At 66.0% G+C, this 16256-nt stretch carries 13 protein-coding genes; 9 read left to right on the forward strand and 4 right to left on the reverse strand.

What is annotated here, in order from left to right; genetic code table 11:
- Positions 1-8 precede the first annotated feature (8 nt).
- The 6 genes from N825_RS01985 to N825_RS02010 all read left to right on the forward strand — a co-directional run bounded on the left by N825_RS01985 (position 9) and on the right by N825_RS02010 (position 7230).
- A complete protein-coding gene (locus tag N825_RS01985) occupies positions 9-1901 on the forward strand; it encodes a (Fe-S)-binding protein (RefSeq protein WP_037446549.1) in 1893 nt (630 codons plus the stop codon).
- Complete coding sequence (locus tag N825_RS01990) at positions 1898-3154, forward strand: electron transfer flavoprotein subunit alpha/FixB family protein (protein WP_037446096.1); 1257 nt, start codon at positions 1898-1900, stop codon at positions 3152-3154. Before N825_RS01985 ends, N825_RS01990 begins: the two co-directional genes overlap by 4 nt.
- Positions 3154-3942 (forward strand): hypothetical protein, encoded by a 789-nt coding sequence (locus N825_RS01995; RefSeq protein WP_037446097.1) that lies wholly within the window; start codon positions 3154-3156, stop codon positions 3940-3942. The genes N825_RS01990 and N825_RS01995 overlap by 1 nt, the downstream gene beginning before the upstream one ends.
- Positions 3943-4014: 72 nt before the next feature.
- On the forward strand, positions 4015-5349 hold the full coding sequence (gene proV, locus N825_RS02000) for a glycine betaine/L-proline ABC transporter ATP-binding protein ProV (protein ID WP_084164168.1): 1335 nt from the start codon (positions 4015-4017) through the stop codon (positions 5347-5349).
- 4 nt (positions 5350-5353) lie between these two features.
- Positions 5354-6280, forward strand: coding sequence for an ABC transporter permease (locus N825_RS02005; RefSeq protein ID WP_051511405.1), 927 nt, complete (start codon positions 5354-5356; stop codon positions 6278-6280).
- Positions 6281-6330: 50 nt separating this feature from the next.
- Complete coding sequence (locus N825_RS02010; RefSeq protein WP_037446099.1) at positions 6331-7230, forward strand: glycine betaine ABC transporter substrate-binding protein; 900 nt, start codon at positions 6331-6333, stop codon at positions 7228-7230.
- A gap of 63 nt (positions 7231-7293) precedes the next feature.
- On the opposite strand, the gene N825_RS02015 is transcribed toward N825_RS02010, so the two are convergent.
- The 3 genes from N825_RS02015 to pabB form a co-directional block, all read right to left on the reverse strand.
- Positions 7294-8793, reverse strand: a complete 1500-nt coding sequence (locus N825_RS02015) for an MAC/perforin domain-containing protein (protein ID WP_037446100.1) — start codon at positions 8791-8793, stop codon at positions 7294-7296.
- 218 nt (positions 8794-9011) lie between these two features.
- The gene (locus tag N825_RS02020; protein WP_037446101.1) at positions 9012-9809 is read right to left on the reverse strand and encodes an aminotransferase class IV; all 798 of its coding nucleotides are present in this window, start codon (positions 9807-9809) and stop codon (positions 9012-9014) included.
- A complete protein-coding gene (gene pabB / locus N825_RS02025) occupies positions 9806-11185 on the reverse strand; it encodes an aminodeoxychorismate synthase component I (RefSeq protein ID WP_051511406.1) in 1380 nt (459 codons plus the stop codon). Before pabB ends, N825_RS02020 begins: the two co-directional genes overlap by 4 nt.
- A 157-nt stretch (positions 11186-11342) precedes the next feature.
- On the opposite strand from pabB, the gene N825_RS02030 reads away from it, so the two are divergent.
- The 3 genes from N825_RS02030 to N825_RS02040 all read left to right on the forward strand — a co-directional run bounded on the left by N825_RS02030 (position 11343) and on the right by N825_RS02040 (position 15476).
- Positions 11343-12605: an aromatic ring-hydroxylating oxygenase subunit alpha gene (locus N825_RS02030; RefSeq protein ID WP_037446102.1), complete on the forward strand. Its 1263-nt coding sequence runs from the start codon at positions 11343-11345 to the stop codon at positions 12603-12605.
- A 24-nt stretch (positions 12606-12629) separates the two neighbouring features.
- Positions 12630-13808, forward strand: coding sequence for an FAD-binding oxidoreductase (locus N825_RS02035; protein ID WP_245612972.1), 1179 nt, complete (start codon positions 12630-12632; stop codon positions 13806-13808).
- Positions 13809-14099: 291 nt separating this feature from the next.
- Complete coding sequence (locus N825_RS02040) at positions 14100-15476, forward strand: DUF2264 domain-containing protein (protein WP_198038144.1); 1377 nt, start codon at positions 14100-14102, stop codon at positions 15474-15476.
- Positions 15477-15499: 23 nt separating this feature from the next.
- Here N825_RS02040 and N825_RS02045 read toward each other — a convergent pair whose 3' ends face one another.
- On the reverse strand, positions 15500-15886 hold the full coding sequence (locus N825_RS02045) for a response regulator (RefSeq protein ID WP_037446104.1): 387 nt from the start codon (positions 15884-15886) through the stop codon (positions 15500-15502).
- Positions 15887-16256: the final 370 nt, after the last annotated feature.

Genomic DNA, 16256 nt, shown 5'->3' on the forward strand with positions numbered 1-16256 from the left:
GCGCCGGCATGATCGCGACGACGCTCTCCCTCATCGTGATCGCCACGCTGGCCTCCGGCCTGGCGCTGGCCCTGATCCAGGCCCGGCGCTGGCGGGCGGGGCGGCCGGCGGCGGTCGACGTGATGGCGGGGCTGAGGGCCCTGCCGCGCCGCTATCTGGTCGATGTCCACGCGGTGGTCGCCCGCGACCGGTTCAATTCCCGGTTCCACGCGCTGACGGCGGGCGGTTTCCTCGCCTCGCTGCCGCTGATCGTGCTGCTGGGGGTGCCAGCATTGCGGCATTGGACGGTCTGGGGCCTTCTCAGTCTGGCGCTCGCCGCCATGCTGGCGGGTGGCCTGATGGTTGGCTGGCGCCGCCGGGTGAAACAACCGGCGGAACTGTCCGGCGGCCGGTTCAGCCGGCTGCCTTTCGCCCTGCTGGCCTACGCCACGGCTTTCCTGGTGGTGGCGCTCGATCAGGCGGCCGGAGGCGTCCTGCCGTCCTGGCTGGCCTTGGCGCTGGTGCTGGTCGGGGCCTGGGGCTGCGCCGAACTGGTGCTTGGCGTCTGGAAAGGTCCCCTGAAGCACGCGGTCCACGGCGCCCTCCATCTGGTCGCCCATCCCCGGCCGAGCCGTTTCCACGATGGCGCCGGCCGCGACAGCGCCCTCAAGCCGCTGGACCTGGAGGCGCAGCACCTGGGGGCCGAGCGGCCGGTCGATTTCGCGTGGAACCGGCTGCTGGGGTTCGACGCCTGCGTCCAGTGCGGCCGGTGCGAGACCGCTTGCCCCGCCTACGCCGCCGGCCTGCCGCTCAACCCGAAGAAGCTGATCCAGGATCTCGTGACCGGGTTGGAAAGCGGCGCCACCGATCTTTCCTACGCGGGTCACGGCCATCCCGGACGCCCGATCGGCACCGCCCATGGCGGACCGGCCGAGCCGGTCATCGGCGGGTTGATCCATCCCGACACACTCTGGGCCTGCACCACCTGCCGCGCCTGCGTCCAGGAATGCCCGATGATGATCGAGCACGTCGACGCGGTCATCGACTTGCGCCGGTTCCAGACCCTCGAGTTGGGCGCCACGCCGGGCAAGGCCGCCGGTGTCCTCGACGAGCTTCGCGCCACCGACAACCCTGGCGGCAGGCCGTTGTCGCGCCGGGTGGACTGGGCGGTCGATCTCGATCTGCCCGTGCTCGCCGAGGTTCGGGAATGCGACGTGTTGCTGTGGCTCGGTGATGGCGCCTTCGAACTGCGGACCCAGCGGTCGCTGCGGGCGCTGGTCCAGCTTCTCCGCCGCGCCGGTGTCGATTTCGCCGTGCTGGGCGCGGAGGAACTGGACTGCGGCGATGTCGCCCGGCGCCTGGGGGACGAGGCGACATTCCAGGATCTGGCACGGCGCAACGTCACCACGTTGCGCCGTTATCGTTTCAACCACATCGTCACGGCGGATCCGCACGCGCTCCACACGCTGCGGAACGAGTACAAGCCATTCGGCCTGGATGCTCCCGTCATCCACCACACAGCCTTCCTGCTCGACCTGCTGCGGGACGGCCGCCTCGAAGCGGTTTCCCAAGCGGCGGGCGGCGTCACCTACCACGATCCCTGTTATCTCGGCCGCTACAATGGCGAGATCGACGCGCCGCGCGCCTTGCTCGACGCCATCGGAGTCACCCGCGTGGAAATGGAACGCTCGGGTATGCGGTCGAGCTGTTGCGGCGGCGGGGGAGGGGCGCCGCTGACCGATGTCGCGGGCGAAAGGCGGATCCCCGATGTCCGGATGGACCACGCCCGCGCCACGGGTGCCGCGATTGTCGCCGTCGCCTGTCCCAACTGCGCGCTGATGCTCGAAGGCGTGGTGGGGCCGCGCCCCATTGTGGCCGAGATCGCCGAATTGGTGCTGGCCGCGACGGAGTCGGTCCGATGACGCCGCCCAAGGGTCGAACGCGCCGCGATCCCCGGGCCGAGCTTCGGGCCCAGACCCTGTCGGACCAGCCGCGGCGCCGGATCGCGCGCGGCGCCGCCCCGACCGCCCCCGCTAGCGGCGGGCGTCGCCGCGACCCCCGTGCCGAACGCGCCGCGGCGGCGATCCAGGTGGGAGCCCGCCGCCGTTTCGACTGGAGCGGTGCGGCGCTGGCCCACCAAGCCCACCAGGGCCGAGCGGAAACCATCGGCGAGACGGGGCCCGCGATCCGCGTGATCGACGATCCGGCCTTTCTCGTGCTGGTCGTCCTGGATCAGCCCGATGGCGAGATCACCGCTCATGATCGGCAGCTGATCGCCGCCGGCCGCATCCTCGCGGATGCCGGTGGAGGGGCCGGCGGTGGGGCGGTCGTGGCGCTCGCGGCGGATGCCCCCGCCACCTCCGGCTTGGACGCCGCCGGAGCCGATCGGGTGTTGAAGGTTGACTTCGAACTATTCCGCGGCTATTCCCCCGAGCGGCGCGCGGCTGGCGTGCTGGCCGCGGTGGAAGCTCTCGATCCGCGGCACGTGCTGTTTGCCGAGAGTGGTTCCGGCGGCGCCGATCTGGCGCGCCGCGTGGCGGCCGCAACTGGCGAGCGTCTTTTTCCGGGTGTTCAGACACTGACCCCGACCCAGGCGGGCCGGCGCGCCCGTGGTGGATCATCCGAGTTCAGCCGGACCCCGGCGCGGCTGATGTCCATCGCACCCGACGCCGTTCCGCCACTGGAGGAGGTCCGCCACGAGGCGCGGCCGATTCCGGCACCGGCGCCGATCCCATCGGCGTTTCCGGGCATCCGGTCCGCCCGCCCTTTGGAAATCGATCCCGACCGGCTGTCGCTGGCCGAGGCCGATTTCATTCTCGGCGCTGGCAACGGCGTGACCGATTGGACCGCCTTCGCCGATTTGGCGGAGGTTCTTGGAGCGACCCGCGGCGGTAGCCGCGTGGTTTGCGACGCGGGCCACCTGCCGCGCGAACGCCAGATCGGTGCCTCGGGCACCCTGGTGACGGCGCGGTGTTATTTCGCGTTGGGGATCGCTGGAGCGCCCCAGCATCTGCAAGGCATCACGGAGGTCAAGCACGTCATCGCCGTCAACACCGATCTTCACGCCGAGATGATCAAGCGCGCCGATCTCGCCATCGTCGCCGATGCCCAGGCCGTCATCCCGGCGCTGATCCGCCACGCGCGGGAACGCCGCGGCACCGGAGGGGACCGCTGATGGTCGAGGTCACCGTCCTGCTCTCGATCGGCCGCCATCCGGCCTCGGGCCGCGCCCGCCGGGCGCCACTCGACGCCCAGGCCTTGGAAATGGCGTTGCGGCTGGTCGAGGCTGGCGTCGCCCGTGGCGTCCACGCGATCCACGCCGGCGATCCGGCTGATCCGACACTCCGGGACTATCTCGGCATGGGGCTCGAGCGTCTGGAGGTGCTGGAGACGGCCCCCGGCGTCGACCCGGTGCCAGCGTTGATCCAGCGTCTCCGCGCGACGGCGCCCGCCATCATCCTGGCCGGCGCCGTCGCCGAGAGTGGCGAGGACAGTGGCATGGTGCCTTATCTGGTGGCACAAGCCCTGGAACGGCCGCTGGTCCCGGACATCGTGGCACTGGAGTTTTCCGGCGATGGCGTGGATCTCACCCAGGCGCTGCCGCGCGGCGGCCGCCGCTTGGTTTCCGCCGGGCCGTCCCTGGTCGCGACCTTGCATGGTTCGGCGCCAGCCGCCCGGCAAAGCGCCTTCGCCCGCGCCCGGCGGGGCGTTATCGATGTCCGGCCCTCTGGCGGGCTGGAAACGATCGGCGACGCGTTCCTGACGGAGTGCGCCGCGCGTCCTTGGCGGGCGCGACCCAAGCTGATGGCCGTCCGGCGCGGCGGCTCGGCGCTGGACCGCATGAAAGCGGCGACCGAAACCCGATCGGGGCAAGGCAGGGTGATGATCCAGCCTTCACCGGAAGAGGCGGCGGCTGCCATCTACGATAGCCTGGCCATGAGCGCCTGGTCGAACAGGGAATGATTAGTTGAACGAACCAAGCAGACGCGTAGAGTCGCAGGTAACCGATGTAAAAACAGGGAAGAGGATCACGTGATGAAAGCAGCGTTCGAGGGCATCGATAGCCAAGACCCCGTACCGACGGCTCCGCTGCCATCATTTCCCAAAGCCAATGGAGTGGCGCCGCCTCCCCGGCCGGCGACCAGACCGGTGAACGCGAAGTCTCAGGCGGAGGCTGGGGAGGTCCGTCTCGACGTCTCCAACGTCTACAAGATCTTCTCCGACAATCCCAAGCCGGCGCTCGACATGTTGAACGCGGGCGCCACCAAGGACGAGATCTTCAAGAAACTGGGCGTCACGGTCGGTGTCAAGGACGCCAGCTTCCAGGTCCGCGCTGGCGAGATCTTCGTGATCATGGGCCTGTCCGGCTCCGGCAAGTCGACCATGATCCGCCTGCTCAACCGTTTGATCGAACCCAGCGCCGGCAAGATCGTGTTCGATGGCCGTGACCTTGTCCAGATGTCGCGAAAGGAACTGATCGATGTCCGCCGCAAGGACATGAGCATGGTGTTCCAGTCCTTCGCGCTGATGCCCCACCTGACGGCGCTGGACAACGCCGCCTTCGGGCTGGAGATCGCGGGGGTGCCCAAGCCCAAGCGTCACGAGGCGGCGATGGAGGCCCTGGAGCAGGTCGGGCTCGGCCAATACCATGGCCGCTATCCGCGCGAGATGTCGGGCGGCATGCAGCAGCGCGTCGGCTTGGCCCGCGCGCTCGCCAACAACCCGACCATCATGCTGATGGACGAGGCGTTCTCCGCCCTCGATCCCCTGATCCGCACCGAGATGCAGGACGAGCTGCTGCGGCTCCAGCGCGAGAGCAAGCGCACCATCATCTTCATCTCCCACGATTTGGACGAGGCGATGCGGATCGGCGACCGGATCGCGATCATGGAAGGCGGCAGCATCGTCCAGGTCGGCACCCCGTTCGAGATCCTGCGCAACCCGGCCGACGATTATGTCCGCTCGTTCTTCCGCAATGTCGACGTGTCGCGCGTGCTGCGCGCCGGCGATGTCGCGCGCTTCCACGAGGAGAACACGGTCATGCGGGTGCCGGGCGTGCTCCAGCCGGCGCTGGAGCAGCTGAACGAGGGCAACCACGAATACGGCTATGTCCGCGACCACGAGCACAAGTACCAGGGCACCGTGTCGCGCAGCTCGCTGGAGCGCGCCATCACCGAGGAGGGGCAACCGCGCTTCATCCACGCCTTCCTGCCCGACGTCGATCCCGTCCACGCCGAGGCGCCGCTGCACGACGTGATGCGGACCGTGGCCTCGACCGAGTGCCCCGTGCCGGTGGTCGACGACGACAACAAGTATGTCGGCGTCATCTCGCCCTCGACCCTGCTGAAAACCCTGGACCGGGAAGGCTGAGACCATGGACTTCCAGATCCCCCTCGATATCTGGGTCGAGAACATCGTCAACTACATCCTCGACAACTTCCAGCCCTTCCTGGACGGCATCGCCGCCGTGGTCGACGGCTTCGGCGCCACCATCGACGGGGCCTTGCTAGCCTTGCCGGTCTGGCTGGCGGTGATCCTGCTGACGGCGTTCTCCGGCTGGCGGGTCAGCATCCGCTTCGGCATCTTCACGCTGGTGTCGCTGCTGCTGATCGTGTCGATGAACCTGTGGACCGAGACGGTCTCGACATTGGGCCTCGTGCTGGCCTCGACCCTGCTCAGCCTGATCCTCGGCATCCCGCTGGGTGTCTGGATGGCGCGCAGCAAGATGGTCGAGAGCATCTCCAAGACCACACTCGACTTCATGCAGACGATGCCGGCCTTCGTCTACCTGATCCCGGCGGTCATGTTCTTCGGTCTGGGCCGGGTTCCCGGCATCATCGCCACCATCATCTTCGCGATGCCGCCGGCGGTCCGCCTGACGGCGCTCGGCATCCAGCAGGTCCCGGTCGAGATCGTCGAGGCCGCCCGCGCCTTCGGCTGCACCGACCGTCAGCTGCTGTTCCGCGTCCAGCTTCCCAACGCCCGTCCGTCGATCATGGCGGGCATCAACCAGACCATGATGCTGGCGCTGTCGATGGTCGTCATCGCGTCGATGATCGGCGCCGGCGGTCTCGGCAACGTGGTGCTCCAGGGCATCCAGCGGCTCGACATCGGACTTGGCTTCAAGAGCGGGCTCGCCGTCGTGCTGCTCGCGATCATCCTCGACCGCATCACCCAGAGCTTCGGCGCCAGGGCGGCGGCACCGTCCAAGAGCCGGTTCGCGATGCCGGCTTTCCTGCGGCGCGTGATGCCGGCCCCAAGCGGCACCAACCAAGCAGCCGGCACGAACCCGACGCGCTGAGCGCCGGGAAAAATAGAAGAAACAGAAGACACACAGGAGGCTTACGGACTATGGGCTTTTTCTCCAAGACACTGAACCTCGCCACGGCCTCGTGCCTCGCCGCGGCCATCGCCGCCGTGACGCTGTCGGCGCCGGCCCACGCCGCCGACAAGAAGATCAACATCGGCTGGACCGCCTGGTCCGACGCCGAGGCCGTCACCAAGCTGGCGAAGAAGGTCCTGGAAGACCGCATGGGCTACAAGGTCGAAATGACCATGGCCGATATCGGCATCCAATATCAGGGCATCGCCACCGGCAAGCTCGACGCCATGCTGATGTCGTGGCAGCCGCTGACCCACAAGCCCTACCTGGACAAGGTCGGCAAGGATCTGGTCGATCTCGGCCCGATGTACACCCGGGCCAAGCTCGGCTGGGTGGTTCCGGCCTACATCCCCGAGTCCGAGCTGAAGAGCATCGAGGACCTCAAGAAGCCCGAGGTCAAGAAGCAGCTCGGAAGCAAGATCCAGGGCATCGATCCAGGCGCCGGACTGATGCAGGCCTCCGAGAAGGCCTTGAAGGACTACGGCCTGACCGACTATCAGCTGATCTCGGCCAGCGACGCCGCCATGCTCGCCGGCGTCGAGCGGGCGGAGCGCCGCAAGGAGTGGATCGTCGCCACCAGCTGGAGCCCGCACTGGATGTTCGCCAAGTCGGAACTGCGCTACCTGGACGATCCCAAGGGCTCGCTGGGCGGCCTGGAGAGCGTCAACAAGCTGGTCCGCAAGGGCTTCTACCAGGATCAGCCGGAAGCGTTCGAGTTCCTCGGCCGCATGGTGCTGCCGCTGGCCGACGTCGAGGCGATCATGTTCGAGGCGCAGGGCAGCAGCTATGAGAAGGCGGTCGACAACTACATCGCCAAGAACCCCGAGCGGATCAACTACTGGGTCACCGGCCAGATGAAGGCCGGCTGAAGGAAGGTCCGGGCGGCCATGCCATCATATGGCCGCCCATCCCCGCCTCCGTTCGAGCCCGCGTCAGAGATCGATCTTGCGCGATAGCTTGGTCCGCAGGACGTTCAATGTGCAGAAGCCGCCATGTTTGTCCGAACTCGCCACCTCCAGGCCGGTCAGGACATAGCCGGCCGATGGATTGGTGGGAACGTAGTTTTGTTCCCAGCCGGAGAAGCTGGCGGTGCTGCCCGAGTGGCTCTTGTACCGGATGGAGACGACGTCGCCGACATGGCTGTCCTCGCTGGACGATCCATAGTCGATGAAGCCAAGCGCCTGATAGTGAAGCGCCATGTTGTTCAGTCTCTCGTTGGCCTCGCGCAAGGCGATGCCGGTCATGACGGTGCCGCTGGGCACCGTGTCGAAGGTTTCGTAATCGTTGATGTTGAAGGTCGTCGTGTCACCCTTGGCGAAGTAATACTTGTTGCCGGACATGATGTCCGTCATTTCGATGCCGATCCGCGTGACGTGCCTGCTGCTGTTGATGCGGCAGCCGAAGCCCGTCAGCGCCAGCGATTCCGTGCTGTCGCCCGCCTGGAGTTGGGTCGTCGGGACATCGGCGAGGCCCCAGCCGAGAAAGGTATTGCCGCTGGTCGCGTGGTCGGATTGCGGCGCGTAGTCCCGTGTCGAGGCGCCGGAATGCACCAGGCGGTAGAGGTCGTCGAACTGAGTCGAGAGATCCTGGGCGCGCGAGGAACTCGAGCAGTAATTCCAAATCGGGGTGAGTCCGTTCGAGGTGAACGTGACGGCGACCGGGTCGCCGGCGACCGTCTTCGACCAAGTGTCCCAGTCGGTCTGGGTCGTGTCGCCGCCGATGATGCTGATCTCGTCGGAGACGTTGACCTTGCCAATGGTGCTCGACGACGAGGTGTCCATCGAACCGCCGACCCGGACGCTGCCGGCCAAGCTGTTGTACTTGATCTGGGCGTCGGCGGTGAAGGTGCTCTCGGAATACGAGTCGGACTTGCTGGCGTGGAAGCTCGCGAGGAAATGGCCACCGATGATCAATCCGGTGACGATGTGGGTGCCATAGGTCTTGAACAACGTTTTCGCCGACACCGAAGTGTCGTTCAGCGCCGTCCAGAACGCCGGGTCGAAGCTGGCCTGCGACAGGTTGGGCAATTCGATATGCCCATGATCGAAGTTGTCGGTGATCAGGATGTATTGCGTTTCGCTCTGACGCGACTCCTCCTTGGAGTATTTGGCGGACATGGTGCCCGAGAAGGCGCCGCGCTTCGCCTTGATATGCAGTTTGGCCGCAAGCTCGAACTCGATGTCGGCCGATGAACTGGCGTAGTCGACCGAGACGGTGGACTGGTCGACATGCAGGAAGCTGCAAATGCTCGGGTAATAGTATGTCGACCCCTCGATCGTGACCGTCTTGTCGGACGCCGCGTCATACGAGGCGCCCTCGAAGGCCGCCATGACTGGAACGACGCATTTCAGCCGCGATGTCGGTTCGCTACATTCGCCGAACACATCATAGGTCCACCCAACCAGATCGGTGCCAGGAAGCTTTTCGGTCATTTATGAAATCCTATTCAATAAGGAATCGTCGCGAGAACCGCGCCCAGCAAATCACCCTGTGTTCACCTTAGTTCACATATTCAACTATGGCATGACGAATACTAGGGAGTTCGACTGAGGTTGAACTTTATATTCATATCATGACTGATTGGGTGCTATGTAAGAGTTTTACAGCCTTATCTAATTTTCAATATTTGTTTTAACTCTGTATCGCTACTTCACCGTTTGGTTGCTTCAAGCACCGTCATGAGGGGGGAGCCGATGATGAGGGGCTTCCCTTCGAGCGACGCCACTCCCCGGACGGCTAGACTGTTGGTGATGACGATCTCGGCCGTTCGATGAAGCTCCTCCACGGTCACCGGACGTTCCAGAACCTGTAACCGCTCGATCACCAGCCCGCGCGCGATGCCCGGCAGGGCCCCTTCCGAGACGGGCGGCGTGATCAGCGCGCCGTCCAGCATCACGAAGACATTGCCGACGGTCGCCTCGGCCAAGCGCCCCTGGGTGTTCAACATCAACGCCTCGTCGGCGCCCCGGTCGGCGGCCTCGCGCCGCGCCAGGATGTTGTCGAGGTAGTTCAGGCTCTTGAGCCGCGACAACGGCGAGTGTTCGTTCCGCCGGGTCACGCTGGCGATCACGGCGCGGGCGGGCGGTGGCGATGGCGCGGCCGGCGCCGCGGTCGCCAGCAGCGTTGGGCTGGGCGCCGCGGGCGGAAGCAATCCACGCGGCCCGGCGCCGCGAGTCAGGGTCAGCCGGATCGACCCCTCCGCCAAGCCGTTGCCCTCCAGCAGCCTCCCCAAGCCAGCGGCGATTTCAGCGGTTGAATGGGGCAGGGGAATGCCCAGCGTGGCCGCCCCTTCGGCCAGCCGCGCCAGATGACGCTCCAGGTGGCATGGCCGACCTCCCGCCACCCGGATCGTCTCGAACAAACCATCGCCCAGCGTGAAACCCCGGTCGGCCGGATCGATCCGGGCGTCGGCGGCGGCGACCAGCGCGCCGTTCAGCCAGACCTTCACGACGGCATTCCTCCCGAGTCCAGGGTTCCCAGGAGCGGCGCCACCTTCACCAGCATCTCCTCGTACTCCAAGGCCGGAACGCTGTCGGAGACGATGCCGCCGCCGGCGTGGGCGGCGATCCGCTCCGGCGTCACCACCAGCGTTCGGATCAGGATCGCGCTGTCCATCGCGCCATCGAAGCCGATCCAGGCGAGCGCCCCGCAATAGGGGCCACGCTGGCAGGCCTCCAGCTCGTCGATGATCTCCATGGCGCGGATCTTCGGCGCCCCGGTGATCGAGCCGCCGGGAAACGTGGCGCGCAGCAGGTCGACCGGGCCCACGGCGGGGCGCAGTTCCGCCTCGACCACCGACACCAGGTGATGGACGCTGGCGAAGCTCTCGACCGCGCACAGGCTCGGCACCGTCACGCTGCCAGTGCGGGCGACGCGGCCCAGATCGTTCCGCATCAGGTCGACGATCATCAGGTTCTCGGCCCTGTCCTTGACGCTCGACGCCAGCGCCGCCGCGTTCGCCGCGTCCTCCTCGGCGGTGGCGCCGCGCGGCAGGGTGCCCTTGATCGGCCGCGTCTCGACCGCGCCATCGGCGGATAGCCTCAGGAACCGCTCGGGCGAGGCGCTCGCCAGGGTCAATCGGGGGCCGCACGCGGCATAGGCCGCGAAGGGGGCGGGACTCAACGCCCGCAGGCGCCGGTACAGATCGAAGCCGCTCACACCCGCGGGCCGCTCCGCGATGAAGCGGCCGGTGAAATTGGCCTGGAAGATGTCGCCGGCCTGGATGTAATCGAGCACCTGCCCGACGCGCCGCTCGTACTCGGCGCGCGTCAGGTCGGCCCGCCACGTGCCATTCGCCTGGGTCGGCGGCACCAGAGATGCCGTCCCCAGCCGTTGCGCCACCATCTCCAGCCGGGCCACCCCGCCGAGCGATGTGATCCAACCCCGGCGCTCCCGGTGGTCGAAGGTCACCACCACGTCGTACAGGCCGAACGCCATCTCTGGAATGCCGAGGTCGTTGGCATGCCGGCATGGCAGCCGCTCCAGGTGGCGGCCCAACCCGTATCCCAGGAAGCCGACCGCCCCGCCGCCGAACGGCGCCGGTCCCGCCGTCCGCGGCGCGCCGGTCCGCGCCAGCTCCCGTTCCAGCACGGTGAAGGGATCACCGTCCACAACGGCGCCGTCCACCGAGACGCCATCGGGGCCGGCCACGATGGTGCGGAACGGCTCGACCGCCAGATAGCTCCACCGGCTCCGCGCGTCGCCCTCGGCGGCGCTGTCGAGCAGGGCCGCGAAGGGTTCGCCCGCCCAGGGCGCGAAACCCGCGACGGGATCACGCCAGTCGATCTCGCGAACGATCATCGTCTCGTCCCGCCGTGTCGTCATACAAGGGATACCGTCATTCACGGGATGTCGCGGTTTGAGAGAAACATGACGCATTTGTGGAAGCGGGAACAGGCCGTCCATCGCACCATCGAACCATAGCCGGGGGAGACGATCCGACCCCTCGATATCCGGGCCATTCGGTGGGAGAGCCTTTGCCATGTCGACTATGGTTGCCGCCTCGTTGGAGAGCCTGCTGCGGCGGCGGAAGCCGGGCCACAGCCTGGAGGCGCCGTTCTACACCAGTCCGGAGATCTTCGAAGCGGATCTCGACATCGTCTTCCGGCGGCACTGGATCTATGTCGGCGTCGAGCCCGACGTGCCGGAGCCGGGCGACTGCATGGTGATCGACATCGACCGCGCCTCCGTCATCATCGCCCGCGACGACGACATGGGGCTGCGCGCCTTCCACAACGTCTGCCGCCACCGCGGCGCCCGGCTGGTCCACGACGAGAAGACGACGGTCGGCAACATCGTCTGCCGTTATCACCAGTGGACCTATGGCCTGGATGGCTCGCTGCTGTTCGCCGAGCACATGGGCCCGGACTTCGAGACGGCGTGCCATGGCCTGAAGAAGGTCCACCTGCGCAACGTCGCTGGATTGATCTTCATCTGCCTCGCCGACGAACCACCCGCCGACATCGAGGACATGGCGCGTGACCTGGAGCCCTATATCGCGCCCCATGACATCGCCAACACCAAGGTGGTCCAGCAGATCGACCTGATCGAGGAGGGCAACTGGAAGCTCACGATGGAGAACAATCGTGAATGCTACCACTGCTCGGCCAACCATCCCGAACTGACGATCCCGCTGTTCGCCTATGGCTTCGGCTATTCGCCGGATGGGGTCGACGATCTCGGCCGCGAGCAGATCGCCCGCTACGACGGCTTGGTATGCGAACTGGAGGCGCGTTGCGAGGCCAACGGCATGGCGGCGCGCGAGATCGACCACCTGGACGACCGCGTCACCGGCTACAGGGCGCAGCGCCTGCCGATCGACCAGCATGGCGAATCCCAGACCATGAACACGCAGGTCGCCTGCAAGAAGCTGCTTGGCGACCTCAAGGACTCCAAGCTCGGCGGCCTGTCGGTCTGGACCCAGCCGAACTCGTGGCACCACTTCATGAGCGACCACATCGTGACCTTCTCGGTCCTGCCGCTCAGCCCGGAGCGCACGCTGCTGCGGACCAAGTGGCTGGTCCACAAGGACGCGGTCGAGGGCGTCGATTATGACCTGCGCAACCTCATCTCGGTCTGGGTCGCGACCAACAACCAGGACGGCGAGTTGGTCGGCTACGCCCAAGCGGGAGCCCGCAGCCCCGCCTATGAGCCCGGCCCCTATTCGGTGCACACAGAGATGCTGGTCGAGAAATTCGTGAATTGGTACGTCGGCCGCATGTCGGCCCACAACGCAGCCGCCTAACGGGGAAGGCAAGGGAAACGGGTGATGCTGATGACGACCGAGGCTCCCACTCTCCAGAAGTCCCTGGAGGACACCCTCGCGTCCCAGGTGACGCGGGAACTGCCGGGCTGGGATGCGGAGATCGACGATGTCCTGGTCTGCCGCCAAGTCCGCGACGAGACCCACGACGTCAAGACCTTCGTCTTCTCGGCGCGGGAGCCGCGGCTGTTCCGCTACAAGCCAGGCCAGTTCATCACCCTCGACCTGCCGATCGGCGGACAGGTGATCAACCGCTGCTACACGATCTCATCCGCCCCGACGCGTGGCCACCTGATCTCGATCACGGTCAAGCGGGTGCCGGGTGGCACGGTTTCCAACTGGCTGCACGACACCCTCAAACCTGGGATGGAATTGCGGGCGGTCGGCCCGCTCGGCGACTTCACCGCCTTCGACCATCCGGCGCCAAAGTTCCTGTTCCTGTCCGGCGGCAGCGGCGTCACGCCGCTGATGTCGATGGCCCGCACGTATCACGACTTGGCCCAGGATCGGGACATCGTGTTCGTCCACAGCGCCCGCAGCCCCGCAGACATCATCTTCCGGACCGAGCTGGACCTGATGGCGCGCAACCTGCCGCGTTTCTCGGTCGCCCATGTCTGCGAGACGACCGAGGGCGAGCGGACCTGGAGCGGCTTCCGCGGCCGGCTGACCCTGCCAATGCTGCGCCTGATCGCACCCGACCTGATGGACAGGACGATCCTGACCTGCGGTCCCTCCCCCTACATGGCGGCGGTGCGAGCCATGCTGCGCGAGGCCGGCTTCGACATGGGCCGATATCACGAGGAGAGCTTCAACTTCGAGGAACTGGCCGAAGCGCAGCCGGACGCCGCCGCCGCCTCGGCCATCGTGCCAGTGCCGCCCCCGGCGCAGATCCCACCGGTTCAAACCGCCATGCCGGCCACCCGCACCTTCCGCGTCGAGTTCGCCAAGACCGGACGCGTCATCGAGTGCGCCGCCGACACCAACATCCTGACCGCCGCCAGGACAGCCGGCATGCGCCTGCCGTCGTCCTGCACTAAGGGCCTGTGCGGCACCTGCAAGAGCAAGCTGGTCTCCGGCGCGGTCGACATGAAGCACGCCGGCGGCATCCGCCAGCGCGAGATCGACGCAGGTCAGGTGCTGCTGTGCTGCTCGAAGCCGACCAGCGACGTGGTGGTGGATCGGTAACGAGCTTCTCTCGGATCCTCCGCCACGCCCAATATCGCCTTCAATTTATCACCCAGCTGTAACCGTGTTCACAGGCGACTGACCGCCTCCACGTGTAATCTTCGACGTGTCATCGACAGGATGCGTCCTGGCATTTCATGCCGATGACCAATTTGTCGAGTCATCAAGGTTATCACTCTCATGAAGTGGCGAATTTCAAGGAAGTCCTTGTTTGTCTTGTCGACCATCGTCTTTGTGGCTTTTTTTGGATTGTATGTCGCATTCCTGAATATCTATTCCACATCCGGCTGGATGAGCTATGAGGACGCCGATCAGGAGCCAACCTCGCGCGATCTGGCGGTGAGGACGGCGTTCCTGAACGGCGACGCCTCGGTCGAAGAACGCTATGACGCCTTGTTCCGGTATTTCCTCAGGGGATACATGGAAAACGTCTCGGATGCCGGGGAGCGGGTCCAGTACCCCGGCGCGCCGAGCGCCGCCGGCTATGAGATCAATGGTCTCGAAGGCTACGCCAGGACCGCCATCCTGTTCGCCGCGTGGATCCATTCCGGGCGCGACCCCGTGGTGTCCTTGGGCGGCGAGTTCGGCGACGTCGACTTGGTTCGGACGGTGCGCGATGGGCTGCTGGCCGGAACGGATCCGGAAAGCGAGGTCTTTTGGGGCGAGCCCGCCAATTTCAACCAGCGCACCGTCGAGGCCGCCGACATCGCCCGCATCCTTTGGCTGACCCGAAGCGCCATCTGGGACCGGCTGTCCGATGCCGAGCGGGACCAGATCGGCGCGTGGCTCGCCGGATTCATCACGGTCAAGGTGCGCGACAACAACTGGCACTTCTTTCCCCTGATCGTGGGAATGGTGCTGAAGGACCTGGGTGTCCAGGGTGTCGAGGTCCCGACCCGGCATTACCAGGATTTCATCGCCCACTACCGGGGGCATGGCTGGTTCTTCGACAACCCGGAAGGCATCGATTATTACAACGCCTGGGGCGTCAGCTACGAACTGGCCTGGATCAGGATGATCGATCCCGCCTTCGACGCCGATTTCATCGGCCAGGCGCTCGAAGCCTCCACGTCGAACATCCTGCACCTGATCAGCCCCAAGGGCATCCCGATCATGGGGCGCAGCGTCTGCTACCGAACCGCGGTCCCCGCCCCCATCGTCGCCGAAGCCTCGGCGGCGGGCGGGCATGTCGATCCGGGATTGGCGCGACGGGCGCTCGACGCGGTGTGGCGGCATTTCGTGGAGAGGGGAGCCTTGGCCGACGGTCAGTTGACCCAAGGCTATTACGGCGACGACCTCCGCTTCCTGGATCCCTATTCCGGCACCGGCAGCTGTCACTGGGGCCTGCGTTCGCTCGTGATGGCGTATGTGCAGCCACCGGACTCACCGTTCTGGAACGCCGCGGCGCGATCCTTGCCGGTCGAGGTCGCCGACTACGACCTGGACCTCCCCAAGGTCGGCTGGAGGATTTCGGGCCGGAGGGAGACGGGCGACATCACCATCGAGATCCCCGCCAACGCCGACAAGCGGTATCCCATCGCCGCCCATTCGCTGAGGATGCGCGTGATGGAAAACCTCGCGATGCGCCTATTCCGCCCCTACAACCACGCCGTCAAATACGACGAACGCTTCTATTCCACGGCGGAGCCATTTCCGGTGCGCCGCTGAGGCGGACTCCGGAACGGTCCGTTTCAGGGATGCGGTGGAGCCGCCGTGGCGACGGCGCGTTTGATCGCTCCGACGAGTTCGTTGACGGTGAAAGGCTTCTGGAGGATCACCGCCATCGGGTTCAGGGTCTCGTTCCTCAGCAAGGCGCCACTGACGAACACGTATGGAACCTGAATATGCCGCATGATCTCGGCCACGGCGCTGGAGCCGCTCCCGATGGTCAGCTTCTCATCGACGATCATCAAGTCAGGCTTGTGCCGGGCCGCCGCCGCCACGGCCGCCGCCTCGGTGGTGGCGGTCGCACAGACATGGTGCCCCATTCCATACAAGACCTCGGCGAGGAGCATGGCGATCACGGCCTCATCCTCCACCAGGAGCACTTGGAGGCCGCTCGAGGAGGCGTTTTCCATTTTGCTTCTCCATCCCCTACGATTACGTGATCCGTCAATCGGGCGATCATCGAGACAGCGCCCATAAGCACGATAGCCGGTCGTGATCGCGCGTAAGGAGGTTCGGATTATACCTAGTCATATGCTTATGGTGATCATATTGACTATCATTGGATCCCATAAGCCAGCTACCGTGGGCCGATCGTGACAGTGGGTTGGGGGATGACGATGATCGTCGTCGTCCAAGCCGCGACGGCACTCGCCAAGCGGAGATGGAATGCCAGCGATATCCGGTCCACAAGCTGGTCCGGCTTTTCCGGAACGCGGTGACAGGCCAGCGCCGCCACCAGCGCTTCAGAACGAGTCCCCAACCGATTCCACGCCGGCCGGT

Source organism: Skermanella stibiiresistens SB22 (assembly GCF_000576635.1).
In the GTDB taxonomy this organism is placed as follows: Bacteria; Pseudomonadota; Alphaproteobacteria; order Azospirillales; family Azospirillaceae; genus Skermanella; species Skermanella stibiiresistens.

What these genes read in the sequence shown, in the direction of transcription:
- N825_RS02045 (WP_037446104.1), bottom strand. Translation starts at nt 15,886, where the DNA reads ATGGAAAACGCCTCCTCGAGCGGCCTCCAAGTGCTCCTGGTGGAGGAT.
- N825_RS02005 (WP_051511405.1), top strand. Translation starts at nt 5,354, where the DNA reads ATGGACTTCCAGATCCCCCTCGATATCTGGGTCGAGAACATCGTCAAC.
- N825_RS01995 (WP_037446097.1), top strand. Translation starts at nt 3,154, where the DNA reads ATGGTCGAGGTCACCGTCCTGCTCTCGATCGGCCGCCATCCGGCCTCG.
- proV (WP_084164168.1), top strand. Translation starts at nt 4,015, where the DNA reads ATGAAAGCAGCGTTCGAGGGCATCGATAGCCAAGACCCCGTACCGACG.
- N825_RS02040 (WP_198038144.1), top strand. Translation starts at nt 14,100, where the DNA reads ATGAGCTATGAGGACGCCGATCAGGAGCCAACCTCGCGCGATCTGGCG.
- N825_RS01985 (WP_037446549.1), top strand. Translation starts at nt 9, where the DNA reads ATGATCGCGACGACGCTCTCCCTCATCGTGATCGCCACGCTGGCCTCC.
- N825_RS02015 (WP_037446100.1), bottom strand. Translation starts at nt 8,793, where the DNA reads ATGACCGAAAAGCTTCCTGGCACCGATCTGGTTGGGTGGACCTATGAT.
- N825_RS02030 (WP_037446102.1), top strand. Translation starts at nt 11,343, where the DNA reads ATGTCGACTATGGTTGCCGCCTCGTTGGAGAGCCTGCTGCGGCGGCGG.
- pabB (WP_051511406.1), bottom strand. Translation starts at nt 11,185, where the DNA reads ATGACGACACGGCGGGACGAGACGATGATCGTTCGCGAGATCGACTGG.
- N825_RS02010 (WP_037446099.1), top strand. Translation starts at nt 6,331, where the DNA reads ATGGGCTTTTTCTCCAAGACACTGAACCTCGCCACGGCCTCGTGCCTC.
- N825_RS01990 (WP_037446096.1), top strand. Translation starts at nt 1,898, where the DNA reads ATGACGCCGCCCAAGGGTCGAACGCGCCGCGATCCCCGGGCCGAGCTT.
- N825_RS02035 (WP_245612972.1), top strand. Translation starts at nt 12,630, where the DNA reads ATGCTGATGACGACCGAGGCTCCCACTCTCCAGAAGTCCCTGGAGGAC.